The organism is Flavobacterium agri, assembly GCF_013401995.1.
In the GTDB taxonomy this organism is placed as follows: Bacteria; Bacteroidota; Bacteroidia; order Flavobacteriales; family Flavobacteriaceae; genus Flavobacterium; species Flavobacterium agri.
In genome coordinates this window covers 69693-90364 of sequence record NZ_JACBJI010000003.1, presented here as the reverse complement: position 1 = coordinate 90364, position 20672 = coordinate 69693, and the positions used below count along the sequence as shown (strand labels likewise).

General features: G+C 46.6%; 24 protein-coding genes. 17 read left to right on the top strand and 7 right to left on the bottom strand.

All coding sequences use genetic code 11. From position 1 onward, the window contains the following. Positions 1 to 22: 22 nt before the first annotated feature. From HZF10_RS07745 to HZF10_RS07730, 4 genes are all read left to right on the top strand, one after another. On the top strand, positions 23 to 1288 hold the full coding sequence (locus HZF10_RS07745) for a PQQ-dependent sugar dehydrogenase (RefSeq protein ID WP_176005629.1): 1266 nt from the start codon (positions 23 to 25) through the stop codon (positions 1286 to 1288). After that, positions 1285 to 3366, top strand: coding sequence for a TonB-dependent receptor (locus tag HZF10_RS07740; RefSeq protein ID WP_176005628.1), 2082 nt, complete (start codon positions 1285 to 1287; stop codon positions 3364 to 3366). The genes HZF10_RS07745 and HZF10_RS07740 overlap by 4 nt, the downstream gene beginning before the upstream one ends. A gap of 105 nt (positions 3367 to 3471) precedes the next feature. Next, complete coding sequence (locus HZF10_RS07735) at positions 3472 to 3990, top strand: hypothetical protein (RefSeq protein ID WP_176005627.1); 519 nt, start codon at positions 3472 to 3474, stop codon at positions 3988 to 3990. A 74-nt stretch (positions 3991 to 4064) separates the two neighbouring features. Then, on the top strand, positions 4065 to 4607 hold the full coding sequence (locus HZF10_RS07730) for a HEAT-like fold family protein (protein ID WP_176005626.1): 543 nt from the start codon (positions 4065 to 4067) through the stop codon (positions 4605 to 4607). Here the strand turns inward: HZF10_RS07730 and HZF10_RS07725 are convergent. Further along, positions 4590 to 5099, bottom strand: a complete 510-nt coding sequence (locus HZF10_RS07725) for a DinB family protein (RefSeq protein ID WP_176005625.1) — start codon at positions 5097 to 5099, stop codon at positions 4590 to 4592. The two genes, HZF10_RS07730 and HZF10_RS07725, sit on opposite strands and share 18 nt — an antisense overlap. Then, the gene (locus tag HZF10_RS07720) at positions 5099 to 5521 is read right to left on the bottom strand and encodes a VOC family protein (RefSeq protein ID WP_176005624.1); all 423 of its coding nucleotides are present in this window, start codon (positions 5519 to 5521) and stop codon (positions 5099 to 5101) included. Before HZF10_RS07720 ends, HZF10_RS07725 begins: the two co-directional genes overlap by 1 nt. Before the next feature lie 265 nt (positions 5522 to 5786). On the opposite strand from HZF10_RS07720, the gene HZF10_RS07715 reads away from it, so the two are divergent. The 6 genes from HZF10_RS07715 (at position 5787) to HZF10_RS07690 (ending at position 12038) form a co-directional block, all read left to right on the top strand. Then, positions 5787 to 7010 (top strand): cation:dicarboxylate symporter family transporter, encoded by a 1224-nt coding sequence (locus HZF10_RS07715; RefSeq protein ID WP_176005623.1) that lies wholly within the window; start codon positions 5787 to 5789, stop codon positions 7008 to 7010. 79 nt (positions 7011 to 7089) lie between these two features. Then, the gene (locus HZF10_RS07710; RefSeq protein WP_176005622.1) at positions 7090 to 7518 is read left to right on the top strand and encodes a hypothetical protein; all 429 of its coding nucleotides are present in this window, start codon (positions 7090 to 7092) and stop codon (positions 7516 to 7518) included. A gap of 9 nt (positions 7519 to 7527) precedes the next feature. Beyond that, the gene (locus tag HZF10_RS07705; protein WP_176005621.1) at positions 7528 to 7908 is read left to right on the top strand and encodes a hypothetical protein; all 381 of its coding nucleotides are present in this window, start codon (positions 7528 to 7530) and stop codon (positions 7906 to 7908) included. A 184-nt stretch (positions 7909 to 8092) separates the two neighbouring features. Further along, positions 8093 to 9247, top strand: a complete 1155-nt coding sequence (locus tag HZF10_RS07700) for a 5-(carboxyamino)imidazole ribonucleotide synthase (RefSeq protein ID WP_176005620.1) — start codon at positions 8093 to 8095, stop codon at positions 9245 to 9247. Positions 9248 to 9356: 109 nt separating this feature from the next. Beyond that, positions 9357 to 9839 (top strand): 5-(carboxyamino)imidazole ribonucleotide mutase, encoded by a 483-nt coding sequence (purE, locus tag HZF10_RS07695; protein ID WP_176005619.1) that lies wholly within the window; start codon positions 9357 to 9359, stop codon positions 9837 to 9839. Between the two features lie 171 nt (positions 9840 to 10010). Further along, entirely contained in the window at positions 10011 to 12038 is a 2028-nt protein-coding gene (locus HZF10_RS07690; protein ID WP_176005618.1) for a M3 family metallopeptidase, read from the top strand. On the opposite strand, the gene HZF10_RS07685 is transcribed toward HZF10_RS07690, so the two are convergent. Then, positions 12035 to 13492, bottom strand: coding sequence for a hypothetical protein (locus tag HZF10_RS07685; protein ID WP_176005617.1), 1458 nt, complete (start codon positions 13490 to 13492; stop codon positions 12035 to 12037). The two genes, HZF10_RS07690 and HZF10_RS07685, sit on opposite strands and share 4 nt — an antisense overlap. 168 nt (positions 13493 to 13660) lie before the next feature. Between HZF10_RS07685 and HZF10_RS07680 the strand changes: the two genes are divergently transcribed. Continuing rightward, the gene (locus HZF10_RS07680; RefSeq protein WP_176005616.1) at positions 13661 to 14422 is read left to right on the top strand and encodes a LuxR C-terminal-related transcriptional regulator; all 762 of its coding nucleotides are present in this window, start codon (positions 13661 to 13663) and stop codon (positions 14420 to 14422) included. On the opposite strand, the gene HZF10_RS07675 is transcribed toward HZF10_RS07680, so the two are convergent. After that, positions 14419 to 14772, bottom strand: coding sequence for a YEATS-associated helix-containing protein (locus HZF10_RS07675; RefSeq protein ID WP_176005615.1), 354 nt, complete (start codon positions 14770 to 14772; stop codon positions 14419 to 14421). The two genes, HZF10_RS07680 and HZF10_RS07675, sit on opposite strands and share 4 nt — an antisense overlap. Before the next feature lie 142 nt (positions 14773 to 14914). On the opposite strand from HZF10_RS07675, the gene HZF10_RS07670 reads away from it, so the two are divergent. Genes HZF10_RS07670 through HZF10_RS07645 form a run of 6 tightly spaced genes read left to right on the top strand, consistent with a single transcriptional unit; the run spans position 14915 to position 18963 of the window. Next, the gene (locus tag HZF10_RS07670; protein ID WP_176005614.1) at positions 14915 to 15418 is read left to right on the top strand and encodes a GbsR/MarR family transcriptional regulator; all 504 of its coding nucleotides are present in this window, start codon (positions 14915 to 14917) and stop codon (positions 15416 to 15418) included. A 41-nt stretch (positions 15419 to 15459) separates the two neighbouring features. Continuing rightward, complete coding sequence (locus tag HZF10_RS07665; protein ID WP_176005613.1) at positions 15460 to 16212, top strand: YqjF family protein; 753 nt, start codon at positions 15460 to 15462, stop codon at positions 16210 to 16212. 51 nt (positions 16213 to 16263) lie between these two features. Further along, complete coding sequence (locus HZF10_RS07660) at positions 16264 to 17085, top strand: thiol-disulfide oxidoreductase DCC family protein (protein ID WP_176005612.1); 822 nt, start codon at positions 16264 to 16266, stop codon at positions 17083 to 17085. A 4-nt stretch (positions 17086 to 17089) separates the two neighbouring features. Further along, positions 17090 to 17998 carry a TIGR01777 family oxidoreductase gene (locus HZF10_RS07655; protein ID WP_176005611.1) on the top strand — a complete coding sequence of 303 codons (909 nt, stop codon included), beginning with the start codon at positions 17090 to 17092 and terminating at the stop codon, positions 17996 to 17998. A 3-nt stretch (positions 17999 to 18001) separates the two neighbouring features. Then, on the top strand, positions 18002 to 18505 hold the full coding sequence (locus HZF10_RS07650) for a hypothetical protein (RefSeq protein ID WP_176005610.1): 504 nt from the start codon (positions 18002 to 18004) through the stop codon (positions 18503 to 18505). Further along, complete coding sequence (locus HZF10_RS07645; RefSeq protein WP_176005609.1) at positions 18502 to 18963, top strand: SRPBCC family protein; 462 nt, start codon at positions 18502 to 18504, stop codon at positions 18961 to 18963. Before HZF10_RS07650 ends, HZF10_RS07645 begins: the two co-directional genes overlap by 4 nt. On the opposite strand, the gene HZF10_RS07640 is transcribed toward HZF10_RS07645, so the two are convergent. The 3 genes from HZF10_RS07640 to HZF10_RS07630 all read right to left on the bottom strand — a co-directional run bounded on the left by HZF10_RS07640 (position 18952) and on the right by HZF10_RS07630 (position 20646). Further along, complete coding sequence (locus tag HZF10_RS07640) at positions 18952 to 19272, bottom strand: hypothetical protein (RefSeq protein ID WP_176005608.1); 321 nt, start codon at positions 19270 to 19272, stop codon at positions 18952 to 18954. The two genes, HZF10_RS07645 and HZF10_RS07640, sit on opposite strands and share 12 nt — an antisense overlap. A 109-nt stretch (positions 19273 to 19381) precedes the next feature. After that, positions 19382 to 19804, bottom strand: a complete 423-nt coding sequence (locus tag HZF10_RS07635) for a hypothetical protein (RefSeq protein ID WP_176005607.1) — start codon at positions 19802 to 19804, stop codon at positions 19382 to 19384. Further along, positions 19801 to 20646: a UbiA prenyltransferase family protein gene (locus HZF10_RS07630; protein WP_257008557.1), complete on the bottom strand. Its 846-nt coding sequence runs from the start codon at positions 20644 to 20646 to the stop codon at positions 19801 to 19803. Before HZF10_RS07630 ends, HZF10_RS07635 begins: the two co-directional genes overlap by 4 nt. Positions 20647 to 20672 lie beyond the last annotated feature (26 nt).

Here is a 20672-nt window from a genome sequence, read left to right as displayed (position 1 = left end):
GGCTCACTCTAAAAAACGACACATGAAAACTACTACGCTCACGCTTTCATTATTGGCTGCGATTTTCGCTTCTTGCCAAGGCCAGGTTTCGAAAGAAGAAAAGACACAACTTGCCAAACAACCCGGAAATACGGTAAAAACGGCCATTGGCGACCTTACGCTTCCGCCGCCTTACCAAACCGAATCGTTCACGAATAACAGCCGCGTGATCGGTTGGGAACAAGGCCAGACGCCTAAAGCGCCCGAAGGTTTCACCGTGACCAAATTCGCGGACGGACTTGAAAATCCGCGCAACACATACATCGCGCCGAACGGAGACATTTTTGTCGTGGAAAGCGGCACGCGCACGAGCAAGAACCAGATCACGATTTTCCAGGACAAAGACAAAGACGGCAAATTCGAGAGCCGCAACGTGTTCATCAGCGGATTGAGCCAACCGTACGGCATGCTCGTCATCGGAAATACGTTTTACATCGCCAATACCGAAGGCGTCTATAGGTATGCGTACAAAGCCGGACAAACCAAACTCGAAGGCAAAGGCAAGAAAATCCTCGATTTGCCGGCCGGCGGATACAATAACCACTGGACGCGCAACCTCATCGCAAGTACCGACAATTCGAAAATCTACGTTTCGGTCGGATCGGCGAGCAACGTAGGCGAATACGGCATGGACAAGGAAGTGCGTCGTGCGGCAATCCTTGAAATCAATCCCGACGGAAGCGACGAACAACTTTTCGCGAGCGGCATCCGAAATCCTGTAGGAATGGATTGGAACCCGATCACCAAAGAATTGTGGACAGCCGTTAACGAGCGTGACGGATTAGGCGACGACCTCGTACCCGATTACATCACATCGGTAAAACGCGGCGGATTTTACGGATGGCCGTATTCGTATTTCGGACAGATCGAAGACCCGAGACTCAAAGGCCAAAAGCCCGAACTCGTCAAAAAAGCCATCGTTCCGGACGTTCCCGTGAATTCGCATACGGCATCGCTTGGAATCGCGTTCTATACCGGAAACCAGTTTCCCGACAAATACAAAAACGGAGCGTTCGTAGGCCAGCACGGCTCGTGGAACCGTTCCAAACTCAGCGGTTACAAAGTGCTTTTCGTGCCTTTTAAAGACGGCAAACCCGGACAACCCGAAGATTTCCTCACCGGATTCGTACAAGGCGACAATTCTCGCGTCCACGGACGACCTGTAGACGTTACCGTAATGAACGACGGCTCGCTTTTGGTCAACGACGACAGCGGAAATACGTTGTGGCAGATTTCGGCTAAAAAATGATTCTATCCTTTCTAAAAAAATATGCGCCTTTGCTGCTATTGGCGCATTTTTCGGTTTTTGCCCAAATCGATTCCACATCGGTCCATTTACAGGAAGTCACGATTTCGAAATTTCACGTAAGCGACAGTCTTTTGAACGCTCCGGCCGCAATCGGCACAATTTCGGCTGCCGATCTGAAACGCAACAACAATACGGAAATCGCCACTTCCTTAAACAGGATTTCGGGTGTGCTCATGCAATCGGGAAGCCTCAACACGAATCGGATCTCCATACGCGGAATCGGTGCGCGAACGCCTTTCGGAACTAATAAAATCAGGGCGTTTTACGGCAATATTCCGCTGACGTCGGGCGATTCGGAAACCACGATAGAAGACATAGACGTGGAAAATATCCGAAGCGTCGAAATCATAAAAGGGCCGCTTTCGAGCGTTTACGGTTCCGGTTTGGGAGGCGCGATCTTGATCCAGCCCAAAACGAGAAGCACGGACGGACACTCGGGACGCGTAAGCTCGACCGCAGGTTCGTTCGGACTTTTGAAAAACACGGCCACTTACGGTTTCGATTCCCAAAACGGTTCGCTCAATTTGAGCTATCACCGACTCGAATCGGACGGTTGGCGCAAAAACTCGAAATACAGACGCGAAGGTGTGACGTTGGCCGGCGAATTGTTCCGAGGCGAGAAATCGAAGCTTACGTATTTCGGGAATTACACGTATATGAAAGCCTACATCCCGAGTTCTATCGACAAAAATACGTTCGAACACGATCCACAGTCGGCCGCCGCAACCTGGCTCGCGTCGAAAGGTTTCGAACAATACGATTCTTGGATGGCGGGTTTGTCTTACGAGACCAAAATCGTCGGAAGCCTCAGCAATGCGACCTCGGTTTTCTACAACCATAAAAAAAGCGACGAGCCGCGCCCGTTCGACATCTTGCGCCAGAATACGACGGGTTACGGCGCACGCACCCAATTCAACGGCAGGATCATTTCCGACAAAATCACCTATCTGTTCGGTGCCGAATGGTTCAAGGACGGATTCGAAGGCCGAAACCTCGAAAACCTGTACCAGCAAAACAACGGCAACGGAAGCCTCGCCGGAGTGCAAATCGCCGGAAACGACCAAGACCGCACCATTTGGAACGCGTTCGCACAACTTCGGCTCAAGCCAAGCGAGCGTTTCGAAATACAGGGCGGACTCAATTTCAATAAAACCGAATTCGATCTCGACACCACTTTCCCTATAGACGAAAAACGATCGGAATCGTATGCGTATGACGGGATTTGGGCGCCACAACTTTCGGTGCTTTTCCATCCGTCGGGATTTGTCGACAAGACGCTTTATGTTTCGGCCAGCCGCGGATTTTCTATGCCTGCGGTAGAAGAAACCCTGAATCCGGACGGCTCGGTCAACCCGAACATCAAACCCGAAAACGGTTATAATTTCGAGTTCGGCGGCAAATTCTTCTTTTCCAAAAGAAAGCTTTATGTGGAATTCGCCGTCTATACTATGGAAATCCGCGATCTACTTGTGGCCCAACGCATAGGCGACGACCAATATGTGGGTGTGAATGCCGGAAAAACGTCGCATCGCGGCATCGAGATTTCGGGCCAGTATGATTGGAGATTCACGAAAGGCTGGTCGCTGCAGCCGTTTGTAAGCGCATCGGTCGGACGTTATAAATTCGAGGAATTCGTGAACAACGACGTCGATTATTCCGATAACGACCTTACGGGTGTTCCCAAAAACACGGCCAACGGCGGATTGTTGCTGACTTGGGAAAAAGGATTGTATTGGTCTATCGATTTCAGGTACGTCGACAAAATCCCGATGAACGACGCGAATACGGTTTACAACGATTCCTACAGATTGTGGAATTCGAAAATCGGATATCGCTTGCAACTTTCGCAAAACATGTCTTTTGAAGCGTATGCCGGAATCAACAATATTTTCGATGAGAAATACGCTTCGATGATTCTGCCGAATGCGACGACTCCGCCAAATGGCTCGCCTCGTTATTATTATCCGGGGCTTCCCGTAAATTATTTCGGTGGGTTTTCACTCAACTGTAACCTTTGATGTTTCACCCATTCGTAATCTTGTAATATCGTAAGAAATTTATGTAACGAAGGCCCAAATGTCGCTGCTAACTTTGCTTTATTAACATTTAAAACTAACACAACAATGAAAAAGAGCAATGTTTTACTAGGCATCTTCGCCCTAGCGGCACTAGGATTTTCGTCGTGTAGCAGCGATGACGACGGCAACAGCGGTACGCTTGCCGGAACGTATGAACTGGATCAGGTGAACATAGGTACGGCCATCGATTTTGACCAGGATGGCGACACGAACACCGACCTTACTAAAGAGTCAGGATGTTACGACAGCGGAAAAATCACGCTGAATTCGGACGGTACACTTACTTTCGTTAAAAGCTACGTGCTTGTCGACGAAGATTTGGGAACATCTACCTGCGCCTCGAATACCTTCACCGGAACCTGGCTCATCCAAGGGCAGACTGGTTCTACCGTAGTAGTTGAGGCTACTTATGTGGATGCCAATGATGACGAGATTATGGTCCAATTGACCAAGCAAGGCGACAAATTGCGCTATACAGACGTTTTCGGACAATATCCGAACCGCAACGGAGAAGGCGGCGCAATCTACTCGACAGGTTCTGTAGAGTACGTCTTCGACAAATAAGAACGCATACCTGAACTACAATAGAAATCGCCAAAAGAGGCCAGATGTTTGTCTGGCCTTTTTTATTTTAGCGTATGGAATTTACAAAAGAAATCGAGAACAGCACTGCGCATCGTCCGATCCGCGATAAGATTTCGGGCCATGTATTGGCGCATCCCGAAGCTTTCGAAGCGCTTTTTAAAATGGCTATGGACGTGTCTGACAAAAACCATCACAAAGCCTGCTGGAATCTCGAACTCGTCCTCGAGAACAAGATCGATTGGGTTTCAGGTCATCTCGACAAATTCTGTGATACGCTCGAATCGTTTACGGACGAAAGCTCGAGACGGTCGATTTCTAAAATTTGCCTGTTTATTGCACAACGCGAATTTCCCGCGAAAGGACAAGGCAATTTCGCTTCGGATGCCCAACTCCAAAAAATCGCGTCGGCTACTTTCGACTGGCTCATAGACGAAAGCAAAGTCGCGACCAAAGCGTATTCGATGCGCGCTCTTTATCTGTTGGGCAAGCGATACGACTGGATTTATCCGGAACTCAAGGAAATCCTTTCGAAAGATTTCGGACATCATTCGGCAGCTTACAAATCGGCGGCCAAACAATTACTCAGAAAACTTTAGGCTGTTGCAGATGTTGCGCATCTGTCGCGTGTGGCGTTGCGTATGGAACAGCGCGAAGGCGAGCAATTCCTGTCGCGTCATCGGCCCTAAACCCGGAATTTCGAATCCGAGACATATTTCGGACATATCCAATTGCGCAACCGTTCTTTCCAGCTTATCGCAATAATCCGAATAAAAAGCCACGAACGATTCTCTTTCGTAGGTTTTCATTTCGGGATAAATAAAATCGGGCGACTGGAATTTCTTGTCGAAATCGAGGAAAATCCCGGCGACAATCGGAATCTTCTGTTCCGGATCGCGATCGGTCTTCTCTGTTTTGGCCATGAACAATTCCGGAATGCCTTTTACCGACAACCTGATGTGCTCGGCAACCTGGCCCGCCGTCCAGCTTCCTTCGAACGGGATTTTGTTGAAATTGTCGTCGTCACATCCGCGGATAGCCGAAATCATCGCGTCGAACGTAGGCTGTATTTGTATTTGCAGGTTTTCCATCACTCGCAGTCTACCATCCATTGAATTCCGTAAGCGTCGGTGAGCATGCCCCATTGTCCGCCCCATTCTACAGGACCGAACGGTATCATCGCTTCTCCGTTTTTGGAAAGCGCGTCGTATAGTTTTTGGCCTTCTTCGGGATTGTCGGCATGCAGCGCCAACGTGACATTGGTGCCTTCTATGAACGGCTTCGGTTCGTGCCCCATGACGTCGGTCGCCATGAGGATATGACCCGTGGCAAGCGGCAACGAAATGTGCATAATCTTGGTTTTGTCTGCGTCGGTCATGTTTTCGCAGCCTTCCATTTTCATGTCACCGAAGCGGACGAGCGCCGAGAATTCGCCTCCGAAAACCGATTGGTAGAAATTAAACGCTTCTTCTGTGTTTCCAGGGAAATTGAGGTAAGGATTCAGTGCTTTCATTTTATTGTTATTTGTTGATTGTTCATCTGTTGATTTGTCCATTTGAATCAAGGCTGCCAATAAGAGCCATTTCACTTTTCACTTTTCACTTTTCACTTTTCACTTTTCACTTTTCACCATTCACCATTCACTTTTCACCATTCACCATCTCCGCACATCCAAACAAATTTACCCCACAAATCTTCCTTAAACCCTGTGCATAAACGACAATGTCAAGGGTAATTTGCGACAATGGCCATCTGATTTTAAAAACCTAAATTCGCATATGCCAGAAACCCTTCCAAAAAAAGAATCTTTAGCGTTCAAAGTGTTTACCAACCTGACTTTTTGGGTGCTCATCGCCATAATCTGCGCCATACTTTTGGGGCATTTCGAACCCGAGAAAGCCGTTAAGATGGAATTCATCGGCAAGTGGTTCATAAACATCATCAAGGTTTTTATCGCGCCGATCATTTTCCTCACGATCGTTTTGGGAATAAGCGGTATGGGCGATTTGAAGAAAGTCGGGCGCATCGGGGTCAAATCGCTCGTGTATTTCGAAATCGTGACGACGTTCGCACTCGCCATCGGAGTTGCCGTCGCAATGCTGATCAAACCCGGAAAGATCGACCGCAGCGGATTATCGGTACAAGATCCGAGCAAATACGTTTCGGGAAAAACCGATTTCGACTGGCTGCAGTTCTTTGCCGAAAACCTCACATTGCAAGTGCTCATAGCGGCGATAATCGTCGGGATCGCACTCAATTATTACCGCAAACGCCAACAGGTAGTAGACGTTTTGTACGTGTGCTCGAAATATGTGTTCCTCGCGTTGAAACTCGTCATGTATCTCGCTCCTTTGGGCGCTTTTGGCGGAATGGCATATACGATCGGGAAATTCGGGCTGCACACGCTTTTGCCTCTTGGTAAACTCATGCTCACGATGTACATCACGATGGGCTTGTTCGTGTTTCTCATACTGGGTACGATCCTGCGTTATTACAAAGTCAGGATTTTGGATTTCCTCAATTACATCAAGACCGAATTGTTGCTCGTGTTGGGTACTTCATCGTCCGAAAGTGCGTTGCCGAACCTCATGGAGAAGCTTGAAAAGATGGGCTGTAGCAAATCGGTCGTCGGATTGGTCGTACCGACGGGCTACTCGTTCAACCTCGACGGCACTTCGATTTATTTGTCGATGGCCGTGATTTTTCTCGCCCAATTGTACGACGTGCACCTCACCTTTGGCGAAATCCTGACTGTGATCGGTTTGCTCATGATCACGTCTAAAGGCGCGGCCGGCGTAACCGGAAGCGGTTTCATCGTATTGGCTTCGACACTTACGGCCATCCATAAGATTCCGGTCGAAGGTTTGGCGTTCCTTTTAGGTGTCGATAAATTCATGAGCGAGGCGCGCGCAATCACGAATTTCATCGGAAATGGGGTCGCGGCCATCGTCATTTCCAAAAACGAAGGCGAATTCATGGAAATCGAAGAAGAACCTGCTTAACCTATAAAACAACTGTTAAATTCTACAAGACTTTTACACGGCATTTGCCGATTTTTACCCCAAACTAAATCACATTCTCATGAAAACCCCAAAATTGTTGTTCACATTGCTGATGGCTTTCGCGTTTTACGCTTCGGCCGATGCGCAGGTTTCCGTCAATGTTTCCGTAGGAACGCCTCCTGCATGGGCTCCGGCTACGCCTGCCGGCGTCGAGTATTATTATCTACCCGATATCGATTCGTATTACGACATACGCACCACCGAATATATTTATGTGACGAACGGAAGATGGATACGTTCGCGTTCTTTGCCCGTGGCATATCGCACGTATCATCCGACACCGGCGCGCACCATCATCATAAACGATTATCACGGACGTTCGCCTTACGTAAAATACAAAGTGCATAAAGTGAAATACAAAGGCCCGAAAAAAGTCGTGGTGAAAGAAGGCGGCGGACATGGGAACGGAAACGGCAAAGGCCATGGTAAAGGTCACGGAAAGCACTAACTTTGCCGCATGACTGCAAAAAACATATTAGTACTGCTTGCTGTTTTGTGTTTCGCTTCTTGCGACCAATCGGATGGGAACGATCGCACTCCGGTAGAATATCGCCTTTTGGCCGGAGCGAATACGGTTTCCTCGATTTCGTTTACGGGCGCTAATGGGCAACCCGCATCGGTAAGCGCATCAAACCTTTCGGACAATTGGACGCAAAAAATCTGGGTCGTGAAACCGTTCACCGCCGCAGTTACCGTCGAATTGAACAATCAGACGGATGAAGACCAGGAATATGTGCTCCAAGTGTACAGAAAAAACGGCCCGATAGGCACGGTGATCGATACCGTACCGGCCATGAGCGTCGAGACCGGAACCGTTTCGGCTTCGGTTGCGAATTGATTTGACGAAGTTGCAATCGGCGACCAGACATCCACAGACAAAATCAAAGGACGGCTCGAAACCGTCCTTTTTTTATGCCCGAAACAGAATCGCGATCATTCGAAATCTGGAATACCAAAGCCCGTCCTTACCCCTAAGTTTGTTATCTTTGCGCTCAACTACAGACTGACGTAAACAACAACACATGAATTTCTTCTCTTCCGACTTCAAACTCGGTATTTTGGGCGGCGGCCAATTGGGCAAGATGCTGCTTTCGGAAACCCGCAAATTCGATATCCAGACCTATGTTCTAGACCCAAGCGACGAGGCGCCGTGTACTATAGCGTGCAACAAATTCTACCAAGGCGACCTTACCGATTTCAAGACGGTTTATGAATTCGGGAAAAAAGTCGACGTGCTGACCTTCGAGATCGAAATGGTCAACGTTGAAGCTCTCGAGCAATTGGAAGCGGAAGGCGTAAAAGTTTTCCCGTCTCCGAAAACGCTCAAACAAATCCAGAACAAAGGCTTCCAAAAGGACTTTTACAGCAGGCATAACATCCCGACCGCGCCTTATAAGCGTTTCATCAGCATCCCGGAATTGATCGCGACCATCGAAGCCGGCGGCGTCACGTATCCTTTCGTGTGGAAAAGCGCCGAGTTCGGTTATGACGGAAACGGAGTGAAAGTCGTGCGTACCATTTCCGATCTCGAAGGATTGCCCGAAGCCGAATGCATTGCCGAGGAAATGATCCCGTTCAAAAACGAGCTTGCCGTGATTGTCGCGAGAAGCGTTTCGGGGCAAATTTTTACGTATCCCGTCGTCGAAATGGAATTCCATCCCGAAGCGAACCAAGTCGAATACGTAATCTGTCCGGCGAGGATTTCAGATGAAGTCGCCCAAAAAGCACGTGCGATCGCACTCGAAGTTTCCAAGAAATTCGACCATGTCGGGTTGCTCGCCGTAGAAATGTTCCAAACAAAGGACGATGAGATTTTGGTCAACGAAGTCGCGCCGCGTCCGCACAATTCGGGGCATTATTCTATCGAAGCCAGTTATACGAGCCAATTCGAAAACCACATCCGCGCGATTCTCGATCTTCCGCTCGGAAACACCGACAGCAAAGTCGCGGGAATCATGGTCAACCTTGTCGGAGCCGAAGGTTTTTCGGGAGCCGTCAAATACGAAAACATCGAAAAAATCCTTGATATTCCGGGCGTAACGCCTCATATTTACGGAAAGAAACAGACGCGTCCGTTCCGAAAAATGGGTCATGTGACGATCGTGAACGAAAATATGGACGAAGCGCGCAAAATCGCGGAAACCGTCAAAAATACGATTAAAGTAATTAGCCTTTAATTTGGGAATTGGGTAATTTGGAAATTTGAAAATGCTCACTAGGCTCAAATCCAGATGAAGCAATTCATTTCCAAATTTTCAAATTTTCAAATTTTCAAATTCAAAAAACATGAAAGTCGCCATCATCATGGGCTCCATCTCCGACATGCCGGTCATGCAGGAAGCCATCAACATACTAAAGGAATTCAACATCGAAACCGAAGTCGATATCGTTTCGGCACACAGGACACCCGAAAAACTGTTCGATTTCAGCAAGAACGCACACAATCGCGGTATTTCGGTCATTATCGCCGGAGCCGGTGGCGCTGCACATTTGCCGGGAATGGTGGCTTCGATGTCGCCTCTTCCCGTAATCGGAGTTCCCGTAAAATCGAGCAATTCGATCGACGGATGGGATTCGGTACTGTCGATTTTGCAGATGCCAGGCGGCGTTCCCGTTGCGACGGTCGCGTTGAACGGAGCAAAAAACGCAGGAATCCTTGCGGCCCAAATCATCGGAAGCGCCAACAAAGAAGTGCTCCAGAAAATCGTCAATTATAAAGAAGGGTTAAAACAAGCCGTTCTTAAAGCTTCGGACGATTTAAAATCCTAATTTTAATTTGGAAATGAGGCAATTTGAAAATTTGAAAATGATTTTTTAAGCCGTTGACTAGACGTTTGAAATCATCTTTGAATTTTCAAATTCAGATCTTGCTTAGGATTTGAAGTTCACTCGACTTTCCATTTTCAAATTTCCAAATTTTCAAATTTTCAAATTCAGATCATGAACGTCTTAACCACGAAATTCACGACCAAACACGATACTGCGCCATTTTCCCAAATCAGGAACGAAGATTTTCTTCCGGCTTTTCAAGAAGGGATCGCGTCCGCCAAAAAGGAAATCGATGACATCACTTCAAATCCAGAAGCGCCAACTTTCGAAAATACGATCGAAGCTTTGTCGTTTTCGGGCGACCAGCTCGACCGCGTTTCGAATATCTTCTTCAATTTACATTCGGCCGAAACCAACGACGAGATCCAGAAAATCGCGCAGGAAGTTTCGCCATTGCTCTCGGAATTCGGGAACGACGTGCGTTTGAACGAGAAATTGTTCGCGCGCGTCAAATCGGTTTACGAACAAAAAGACCGTTTGAACCTCAACGCCGAGCAGACGACTTTGCTCGACAAGAAATACAAGAGTTTTTCGCGAAACGGTGCGAATCTGCCCGAAGACAAAAAGAACGAATTGCGCGAGATCGACAAGGAATTGTCTAAACTAAGCCTTGAATTCGGCGAGAATGTTTTGGCCGAAACCCATGCGTTCCAACTTCACATCACAGACTTGAATGACTTGTCCGGTTTGCCTGAAGGCGTGATCGAAGCCGCTGCCGAAACCGCAAAAAGTCTCGAAAAAGACGGCTGGATTTTCACGTTGGACTACCCAAGTTATGTGCCGTTCATGACCTATGCCGACAATCGTGAACTGCGCAAGAAACTCGCGATCGCCTTCGGATCAAAAGGTTTCCGGAACAACGAACTCGACAACCAGCAAATTGTGCTCAAAATCGCCAAACTTCGCTTTGAACGCGCAAAATTGTTGGGTTACGAGACTCACGCTCATTTCGTGCTCGAAGAAAGAATGGCCGAAAGTCCGGCGAAAGTCAAGACGTTTTTAGAAGAACTTTTGGCAAAAGCGCGTCCTGCCGCAGAACGCGAATTCAAACAGCTTTCGAATTTCGCCAAAGAAAAAGACGGCATCGAAACGCTCGAAAAATGGGACGGCGCGTATTATTCCGAGAAATTGAAACAGGAGTTGTTCAGCCTTGACGACGAAAAATTAAAACCGTATTTCAAACTCGAAAACGTGTTGCAAGGTGCGTTCACGGTCGCCAATAAATTGTTCGGATTGACTTTCGTCGAAATCAACGACATCGACAAATACCACCAAGACGTGGTTACTTACGAAGTCAAAGACATGACAGGAAACCTGGTCTCGATTTTCTACGCCGACTTTTTCCCGAGAAAAGGCAAACGCAACGGCGCTTGGATGACGTCGTTCAAATCGCAATACATCGTCGGTGGAAACAACGAACGCCCGCACGTTTCGATCGTGTGCAATTTCACGAAACCTACCGAAACCAAACCGTCGCTTTTGACCTTCAATGAGGTCACGACGCTTTTCCACGAGTTCGGACACGCGCTTCACGGAATGCTCGCCAACACGGTTTATCCTAATCTTTCGGGCACTTCGGTATATTGGGATTTCGTCGAATTGCCGAGCCAGATTTTCGAGAATTGGTGTTACGAGCCCGAAGCCTTGGCCTTGTTTGCGCACCATTACCAAACGGGCGAAGTCATTCCTCAGGAATTCATAACGAAAATCAAGGAATCGGCGAGTTTCCAGGAAGGCATGGCCACGTTGCGCCAATTGAGTTTCGGGCTTTTGGACATGGGCTGGCATGCACAAGATCCATCGGGAATCACCAACCTGAAAGCATTCGAAACCGAACAGTTCGCCTCGACGCAGTTGTATCCTGACGTTGCCGAAAATGCGATGAGTACATCGTTCTCGCACATTTTCCAAGGCGGTTATTCATCGGGCTACTACAGTTACAAATGGGCTGAAGTTTTGGATGCGGATGCTTTCGAATACTTTCAGGAACAAGGGATTTTCAATGCCGAAGTGGCCAAAAAATTCAAGGAAAACATACTTTCGAAAGGCGGGACGGAACATCCGATGACACTCTACAAGCGCTTCCGCGGAAAAGAGCCGAAACCGGATGCTTTGTTGAAAAGGGCGGGATTGCTTTAATTTTGCAACCTGCCTCTTCTTTGTCTGAAAAACCGGAGTGAGACAAATCCGAACACTGCCAGCGCAATTACCAAACCTATAGAAAGCAATATGTTGTTCGACATAGGTTTGATTTGTTTTTTCTCGTCTATAGCATAGATTTCAACAGATAAAGTCGTATTGAAATTTTTGTCTGTTATACCGTCTACCATGCCTGAATTGGCCGCACACATTTCGGGCATGGTCATTTCTAGATTATACCGTCCAGGCGGCAGGCTATCTAGGACGAGCTCTTTTTTTTCGCGATTCAAAGCAATATCGAATTTGAACGATTTTCTTATACGCCCATTTGATACGATTACTTCAATGGGTTCGTTGATCCGCTCAATATTTGATGCTTTGGAAGTCCCCGATAGCACGACACCCCATGCTTTTATGTCGGGCTTTACAGGTAAATTGATAGTGGTGCGGTAGTTCGGTGCTACACAAGCTTTCCCGCCTGGTCCGGATGGTCCGGGACGACTTCGGCCAATACATTGGTTAAATACGTCCAGATGCCATCGGTAATTTTTGTCATCGCTTAACCCTACATTTGTCTTAGCCGTAATATAAAATGCCGAGCAATACCTCTCTACTTTATGATCATACGGTAAATTTTGCCATTGCTGCAATATTACGTCCGCTTGCCCACAAGTGTTTTTCAAATCGGCGTTCTCCTGAATCTGTCCATCTTCTATTTTGATTTCAGGCAGAGTTTCGTTTACCCGATTTCGTGAAATGGCGGCTAATTGCGTTTGGAATCCGTTCCCGCGTGACGTATTGATCGTTATTGTCAAAGGCCCAAGTTGCTTCCTCCTAAATGCTTGGGATATTACGCCACCTTTAAAAACAACTTTTTTCGGTTTGCCTTTTGAATTGACAAATCCACCATCTTCAAATTCTATATTTTCTTTGGGCGTAATGGAAAACGAGGTCATCTTAGGCAAATTCCCTCCATCGGAAAAATATTGTGCGCACAGTATAAACGTGCAAGGATCTGCTTTGGAATTTGATATGATCCAAAAATGGACCTTCCCCGGCAGCGAAACACAATTTTCCCATGCCTTGACTACGCTTGGGTTTATCTCCCTTAACTTTATGCTGATTTGCTCCTGCCGCGTTTTTTCAAGCTTTTCGAAATTTTCAATGTCCGATTTAAATTGCTGGAACTGTTTGTTATCGGCACTTCCGTACAATCCGAACAGCACATCTCCCAACGGAATTCCAATATCCAAAAGATAACGGCTGGTCTTTTCATAAGACGAAAAATTTTGTTGTCTGAACCAAAATACGAATGACTCGGTCCTTTCCAAATCGGATGTGGTCTCTCTAAAATCGTAGATTCCTTTCTCTAGGATTTCACCACAGTTCTGAGCGTTCAATTGATTGACAATGCCAAAAATCAAAACAAATATCAATCTCAATAATCTTTTCATTTTCGATCTTTTTAGTTAATAGAATACATCTCATAAATCGGATAAAGCTAGTTTGAATGGAATTGTTAAAAAATACCCTCCAATTGGTATTTTAACCACAAACAATTCATAATCAAACCTATATCATATCGAAAACATTTCATAAATTCAAATTCCAAACATGCGGATATGGGATTGGAATTTTACTCGGAAGCACAAAAAGTATGGAATCGCCTGACTCAAAATGGCGCACTGAAAGACCTGGGATTCGAGCTTGAACTTCACAAGAAAATCCTCGAGATTTTTCACGTCGGGAAATATTATTACTGGCTGTTCGACATCACGAGCTTCCGTTTCCAATTCATGAGTCCAGAAATCCTGTCCGTTTTAGGCTACGAGGCAGACGAGGTCGATCTTGAGTTCTTCATGTCGAAAATACACCCCGAAGACCAACCGATATTCCTTAACCACGAAGAAACGGTCACCGATTTTTTCCGGCAGCTTCCGCTGGATAAAATCATGAAGTATAAAGTGAGCTATGACTATCGCGTGATCGACAGCCGTGGCAAAAGTGTGCGCATATTGCATCAAGTGGTCGTAATTCAGCACGACGACAACAACGTATTGCTTACGCTTGGCGTCCATACCGACATTTCGCACCTCAAGAACAACAATGTTTCAAAACTGTCTTTCATTGGGCTCGAAGGCGAACCTTCGTTTATTAATGTCGAAGTAAAAAAAGTCTATAAACCGGCTAAGGAAATCTTTACCAAACGCGAAAAACAGATAATCGACTTATTGCTCAAAGGCGATCAAAGCATTGATATAGCCCGGAAACTTTTTATCAGCAAGTTCACCGTCAATACGCATCGCAAGAACATACATTCGAAAACCGGAACCAAAAACGTTTTGGAACTCGCGATGAAAATCATAAATGAAGGATTGATTTAAGATTCTGCGTCTGCGCGCACATCAAGTGATTTCCTCGCCGATAAACGCATCAGGAAACGATAAGCGAACAACAGAGCGACCATCGAAAACATGAAACAGATGCAGCCTGCCAAAACCAGGTTTAGCAACGATTCGCTATTGACGATGAAAAGTTCGGAATACAACAGTGCGAGCAACGAGATAATTCCTCCCGATACCAAAATCCCGAAAAACAGGCTTTTGAGGAATTCTTTCCTTTTCCATTTAACGGATGCGTTGTTCATCAGATAACCGACCATTCCGCCGAGAATTCCGGCGAGAACGAAGACCAAAGTAGGCCAGACAGGATTTTCTGACAGAAGAGACGCCATGACAATCTGTAACTTTTGAGATTCCATCAAATTTGTGCAATCTAATTGTGGTGTACAATACCTATTTATAGGGATTTTTCGACTTAAAAAATAAAGTTTCAGAAATATTTGAAAGTTTAAAAATAATTTATACATTTGACCTATGGAACTTGAACAGGCAAAACGACGATTCATCGATTCTTGGGGCGCTTTGGGCTCGCAATGGGGAATTAACCGGACGATGGCGCAAATCCATGCGCTGCTGATGATTTCTCCCGATTCGCTTTCGATGGAAGACATCATGGACGACCTGTCGATTTCTCGCGGTAACGCCAGTATGAACCTGCGAGGCCTTATGGATTGGGGAATCGTGCACAAGGAATACAAGCCCGGCGAACGCAAGGAATATTTCGTAGCCGAAAAGGATCTTGACGAACTCGCCGTTAAAATCGCAAGAGAACGCAGCAAGCGCGAGATCAAACCGGCTTTGAAAGTGCTCAAGGACGTTTCTTCTATAGACGCGGCCGGTTCATCCGAAAAAAAATATTTCACCGAACAGACGGGAAAGCTTTACGATTTCGTGCTCAAAGCTGACAATATGCTTGAAAAAGCGACCGAATACAAAGACAACTGGCTCGCCCAGCTCGTTTTGAAAATCATGCGTTGAAAAATTTGATCTTATATTTCAATTTTTTCTGAAACTTTAAAATGAAACGACTTCTTCCATTCCTACGGACAAACGAACAGCCACAAAGCTTCCTCAAAGCACAATGGCGTCATTTGGCCTTTGCGAATTACGAAGTGAATCCCGACCTTTTGAAACCGTATTTGCCCGCCGGAACGGAATTGGATTTGTGGAACGGCAAATGCTACGCAAGCCTCGTCGCCTTCTTGTTTCTCGAAACCCAGGTTTTTGGCGTCAGGATTCCGGGACATGTGAATTTCGAGGAAGTCAACATCCGGTTTTATGTAAAAAGATTCGACGGAGACGTGTGGAAACGCGGCGTCGTATTCGTAAAGGAAATCGTGCCGAGAACTGCCATAGCCTTTGTCGCCAACACGTTTTACAAAGAAAAATATGAGCGTTTGCTGATGCGCCATGTTTTTACCGAAACGGAAACTTCAAAAACATATGGATTCGGCTGGAAGAAAAACGGCAAGTGGAACACGTTTTCTGTCGACACCAAGAAAATCGCCGCCGAAATCGATGCTCATTCCGAAACCGAATTCATAACCGAACACTATTTCGGATATTCGAGACAAGACGCGAGAACCACATTCGAATACGAGGTCAGACACCCGCGCTGGCAGCAATTCGAGGTCATCGGTTACGTGATCGACGTAGATTTCGGAACGATTTACGGAAGCGACTTCGCCTTTCTTAAAAACGCCAAACCTGTTTCGGTTTTCGTTGCCGACGGATCGGAAATTTCGGTAGAGAACAAAATCAGGATACATTAAAAAAATTTGATTAAATCTTTCAATTTTTTCTGAAAGTTTAAAATGTAAATTATGAAAACTCTTGCCATCCAAACCTTGATTTACGACGAAGATTGTCCGCTTTGTCGCGCGTACAGCGGTGCTTTCGTAAAAGCCGGCATGCTAGACGACAACGGAAAAAGGCCCTATTCCGAATTGACGGCGTGCGAATTCATCGATTACAAACGGGCCGCAAACGAAATCGCTTTGGTCGACAACGTCAACAAAAAAACCATTTACGGCATCGACAGCCTGCTGGCCGTGATCGGGGCATCTTTCCCTATTATCGAAAAAATCGGGCACTTCGCTCCTATTCATTTCTTGTTGACCAAGTTGTACCGATTCATTTCTTACAACCGCAAAGTGATCATGCCGAACCCGAAATCTGCGAAAAACCACGTTCAATGTTTGCCCGATTTCAACATCAGGTACCGAATCCTTTACATCGTTTTTGCCACGTTTGCAACGTCTGCGACACTTTATGCCTACACAGATATGCTCCCGCCTTTGGGCAAAGGGAATTTCCTCACCGAGTGGAATCTCGCTTTCGGGCAAATCCTTTTCCAGGCGATTTTCCTGATCCGAAAAGACCTTCACACGGTTCTGGATTACATCGGCAACCTAGTGACCGTTTCCCTTTTCGGCAGCTTGCTTTTGACGCCGATGCTCATCATCAGTGAGTTTTCGTTCATAGGCGAATTCGTTTCGATCAATTATTTCGCTGTTGTGGCGACCATTATGTTCATCGAGCATTTCCGCCGCGTCGAATTGCTGCAACTATCAAAATTGCTTTGCGTGACCTGGGTTTTATATCGCATCGGATTTTTGGCAGCCATCACATTCTTCAATTTCTAATCTCATGAAAAAACTTATCATCGCCGCGGGCACGGGCTTTCTGGGTAAAGTCCTCATCGATCATTTCAAGAACAGTTTTGCAGAAATCGTCGTGTTGACAAGAAGCAAATCTTCCGTTGACGGCCATATCCGATACGTGAATTGGGATGCCAAAAAAATGACGGGTTGGGAAAATGAACTCGAAAATGCCGATGTTTTGATAAACCTCGCCGGAAAATCTGTCGATTGTCGATACAATGAAGTGAACAAAAATGAGATTTTGGCTTCGAGGATCGACAGCACTTCGGTGTTGAATCTGGCCGTGCGAACTTGCGCCAATCCGCCGAAACACTGGCTCAATTCGTCTACGGCAACCATTTACCGCCATTCTTTAGACAAGCGGATGGATGAAACCTATGGCGAAATCGGAGACGATTTTTCAATGAATATCGCCAAGGCCTGGGAAGCCGAATTCTTTAGCGTCGAAACACCGAAAACGTTGAAAACCGCGTTGCGCACTTCGATTGTTTTGGGCAAAAAAGGCGGCGCATTTCCACCTCTCAAAAACCTTACACTAAGTGGTTTTGGAGGCAAACAAGGCAACGGACGCCAATTCGTGAGTTGGATACACGAAAAAGATTTTGCGCGCGCCGTAGCATTCTGCATCGAGAAAAAACTAACCGACGTAGTCAATATCGTTTCTCCCGAACCGATCCGAAATGCTTTGTTCATGTGTACTTTGAGAAAAGCGATGGGTATTCCTGCTGGTATTCCGATCGGGAAAAGACTGCTGGAATTCGGCGCTAAAATCATCGGGACCGAAACCGAACTCGTATTAAAAAGTAGAAACGTAATTCCGAAACGACTGCAGGAAAACGGTTTCCGTTTCGTTTACGGCACGCTCGAAAAAGCATTACACAACCTAACACGATAAGTCATGGAAAATTTCGAACGCATTCAAAAAATAAAGAAAATCGGTTCACAGGAAGCCTATTTGGCCGTTGGAATCGCTTTAGCTATCGACCTTTGCGTCATCACTTGGTGGTATTTGGACAACGATTACCAATGGCTCATCGACCATGGCTACGTGTGGAAATTCCCTTTGGCCGCAATTTTTATGATTTTTTTAGGACAATTTTTCGGGAAGAAGTTTGCGTTGGGCATCATCGGAAAAAGCTGGAACTGGATTTTTCAAGGACCGATTTGCGCCATGATCACATTGGCTGCCACTTGCTTACTGACTGGCCTCACGGCATTCCCGATCGATTTTATGCGCGGATTTACCGAAGCGGACGACCTTTTGTTCTACACTTTAGGGGTTACTTTGCTCGTGATCCTGTACAGCTTTATTCCCGTCGGCATCCACGGCGTTTGGTTCGGTTACCGCATTTACAAAAAAGGACTGAAAACGGGATTGTACGAAGAAGACGAAAAACCATGACGACCTTGCATTTCATCACCGAAATAAACGCTCCGGCCCAAACCGTTTTCGATTTGGCGCGCAGTGTGGATGCCCATTTGGAATCCACAAAGCAAACCGATGAAAAAGCCGTTGCCGGACGCACATCGGGACTGCTCGAATTGGGAGAAACCGTGACTTGGCAGGCCCGGCATTTCGGTTTTTTGCTCACACATAAAAGCGTGATCTCACAAATGACCGAACCTCTACATTTCGTAGATGAAATGGTTGAAGGCCGATTCAAGTCGTTCCGGCACGAACACGGTTTTAAATACGAAAACGGACGTACCGTGATGACCGACGTCATCGTCTACGCGACTCCACACGGAATTGCGGGCCGAATATTCGATCATTTATTGCTTCGCAAACATCTTCACACCTTGATTTCCGTGCGCAACCAATGCCTTAAACAGCAAGCCGAAACTGTTTCAAAAATCTAAATTCTCATAGCGTCTCGCCATGAGATCGTAAGCCAGCGTCAGCAGGAATGCCGGAAAAAAGGTCGTGCACCACAGAAACAGCAGCTGCAGTTCGGAAGGCACATCTTTTACCGCATTTCCGAAAACGAAATGTACCGTAAGATTCGACAGCAGCGCGAACATGATGCCGAATAAGACACTTTTGATGCAATGCTGCGATTCGCGCTTGAGACAAGGGATAATCAGGTAAGCCAAAATTCCGGCGAGAACACCGGACGTAGCGATAATGGCCAACAAAATGTCGGTTTGCGTAAAGTAAAGCGTTTTCATAAAATGGTAGTTTAGGGTACTTCAAATTATGAAAAATCTTATCAAATCGCAATATGAGAATTTAATTTAACAGATTTAACACTAGAGATGGCGGTATGCCAGCTTAAAATCACTTGGAATACGTTTCTTCCGTATCCTCGCGACTGAATCCGAGCACGAGCGAAATCAACATAAGCGGCGTGAGTATGTGTACGGCGTAATGACCGAGGAACGACCACACGCTCATCGGGACGAACCAGCTGTAAATGTATGTGGCGGGAAGCGCGAACAAAAGCGTGAGCACGTAATAGATCACGGTTATCACAAACGACGCGCGCGCCAAATGCAGCAACACCATGATCCAGCGCAAAATCTGGAAAACGCCCAATACCGCGAAAAATATCGCCGAACTGATCATGACCGAAATGAACCAATACGAATGCGCGACAAACGGCCAGATGAAGCAAATGAAGAACATCCAAAACAGCAGCAACACCACGAACTTCGATCGTTCGAAGCTGAAACCCAAAAAAGAGAAATGCATCTTTTTCATCGTATCGTCCATTCCATGGCGAGCCACCACCAAATCGTAAGGCTTTCAACGAACAACATCGTGTAATATTTTCCCCTTGTTTCATTTGCGAAGAACAAACAAACCACGACCGAAAGCCCGAACGCGATATTACACCAGAAAATCGATTCGTTGTTGTGTGTCTTGAGCAAATCGAGCGCGAGCAAAACAACCATGAGCAAAGCGCCGAGCCATTTGGTGCGCCCCACGCCTATTTGTTGCGGGACGGTTTTGAGATGCGGATCGTCCCAAGCCAAATCGATGATTTCGAAAATGAACAACAATACCACGATCAGGATGAAACGCTGTACGCACATCACGTAAAAATCCGTGGTCAAAGCCGCGCCCGAATTCAATACCGGGAGCGCGACGGTCACGCCAACCCAACTCAAAGCGACGAAATAAATCTTGAGGCCGGCCCAATCGCGCGCGGTTTTGCGGTTCGGAAAAAACGGCAGCGTGTACAAAGCGGTAATTCCCAAAACGGCTACAGATACGATTTGCGTGAATCGCTCCAATCTGAAAAAGAAAAATCCGGTCGCGAGAAAACTCAGGAAACTCAACGCGATGAACGCTTTCATTTTGAGACTCAATTTCGGTTTTCCGGCTCTTGCGATGGCGTCGTACTTGACGAAATTGTATCCGACGACGGTTCCGAAAAACGCAAACCACGAAACCGCCGGATCATACGGCAAACCCATCCGGATCGTCGTGGCCTGCACCAAAGCGAAAACCGAAGCGGCTACGATTACACTGCCGTGGATCAAAAAATCGATCGATTTGCGAAACACATTCATTGCCCTAAAATTACGGACTCTGTTCATAAGGTAGCTAATCGGTTGAAAATTTC

Excerpts from the sequence above, each read along its gene's own strand:
- HZF10_RS07665 (WP_176005613.1), top strand. The coding sequence starts at position 15,460 with ATGAAACGACTTCTTCCATTCCTACGGACAAACGAACAGCCACAAAGC.
- HZF10_RS07735 (WP_176005627.1), top strand. The coding sequence starts at position 3,472 with ATGAAAAAGAGCAATGTTTTACTAGGCATCTTCGCCCTAGCGGCACTA.
- HZF10_RS07640 (WP_176005608.1), bottom strand. The coding sequence starts at position 19,272 with ATGAAAACGCTTTACTTTACGCAAACCGACATTTTGTTGGCCATTATC.
- HZF10_RS07740 (WP_176005628.1), top strand. The coding sequence starts at position 1,285 with ATGATTCTATCCTTTCTAAAAAAATATGCGCCTTTGCTGCTATTGGCG.
- HZF10_RS07725 (WP_176005625.1), bottom strand. The coding sequence starts at position 5,099 with ATGGAAAACCTGCAAATACAAATACAGCCTACGTTCGACGCGATGATT.
- HZF10_RS07660 (WP_176005612.1), top strand. The coding sequence starts at position 16,264 with ATGAAAACTCTTGCCATCCAAACCTTGATTTACGACGAAGATTGTCCG.
- HZF10_RS07690 (WP_176005618.1), top strand. The coding sequence starts at position 10,011 with ATGAACGTCTTAACCACGAAATTCACGACCAAACACGATACTGCGCCA.
- purE (WP_176005619.1), top strand. The coding sequence starts at position 9,357 with ATGAAAGTCGCCATCATCATGGGCTCCATCTCCGACATGCCGGTCATG.
- HZF10_RS07685 (WP_176005617.1), bottom strand. The coding sequence starts at position 13,492 with ATGAAAAGATTATTGAGATTGATATTTGTTTTGATTTTTGGCATTGTC.
- HZF10_RS07720 (WP_176005624.1), bottom strand. The coding sequence starts at position 5,521 with ATGAAAGCACTGAATCCTTACCTCAATTTCCCTGGAAACACAGAAGAA.
- HZF10_RS07745 (WP_176005629.1), top strand. The coding sequence starts at position 23 with ATGAAAACTACTACGCTCACGCTTTCATTATTGGCTGCGATTTTCGCT.
- HZF10_RS07705 (WP_176005621.1), top strand. The coding sequence starts at position 7,528 with ATGACTGCAAAAAACATATTAGTACTGCTTGCTGTTTTGTGTTTCGCT.
- HZF10_RS07630 (WP_257008557.1), bottom strand. The coding sequence starts at position 20,646 with ATGAACAGAGTCCGTAATTTTAGGGCAATGAATGTGTTTCGCAAATCG.
- HZF10_RS07655 (WP_176005611.1), top strand. The coding sequence starts at position 17,090 with ATGAAAAAACTTATCATCGCCGCGGGCACGGGCTTTCTGGGTAAAGTC.
- HZF10_RS07700 (WP_176005620.1), top strand. The coding sequence starts at position 8,093 with ATGAATTTCTTCTCTTCCGACTTCAAACTCGGTATTTTGGGCGGCGGC.
- HZF10_RS07730 (WP_176005626.1), top strand. The coding sequence starts at position 4,065 with ATGGAATTTACAAAAGAAATCGAGAACAGCACTGCGCATCGTCCGATC.
- HZF10_RS07645 (WP_176005609.1), top strand. The coding sequence starts at position 18,502 with ATGACGACCTTGCATTTCATCACCGAAATAAACGCTCCGGCCCAAACC.
- HZF10_RS07670 (WP_176005614.1), top strand. The coding sequence starts at position 14,915 with ATGGAACTTGAACAGGCAAAACGACGATTCATCGATTCTTGGGGCGCT.
- HZF10_RS07715 (WP_176005623.1), top strand. The coding sequence starts at position 5,787 with ATGCCAGAAACCCTTCCAAAAAAAGAATCTTTAGCGTTCAAAGTGTTT.
- HZF10_RS07635 (WP_176005607.1), bottom strand. The coding sequence starts at position 19,804 with ATGAAAAAGATGCATTTCTCTTTTTTGGGTTTCAGCTTCGAACGATCG.
- HZF10_RS07650 (WP_176005610.1), top strand. The coding sequence starts at position 18,002 with ATGGAAAATTTCGAACGCATTCAAAAAATAAAGAAAATCGGTTCACAG.
- HZF10_RS07710 (WP_176005622.1), top strand. The coding sequence starts at position 7,090 with ATGAAAACCCCAAAATTGTTGTTCACATTGCTGATGGCTTTCGCGTTT.
- HZF10_RS07675 (WP_176005615.1), bottom strand. The coding sequence starts at position 14,772 with ATGGCGTCTCTTCTGTCAGAAAATCCTGTCTGGCCTACTTTGGTCTTC.
- HZF10_RS07680 (WP_176005616.1), top strand. The coding sequence starts at position 13,661 with ATGGGATTGGAATTTTACTCGGAAGCACAAAAAGTATGGAATCGCCTG.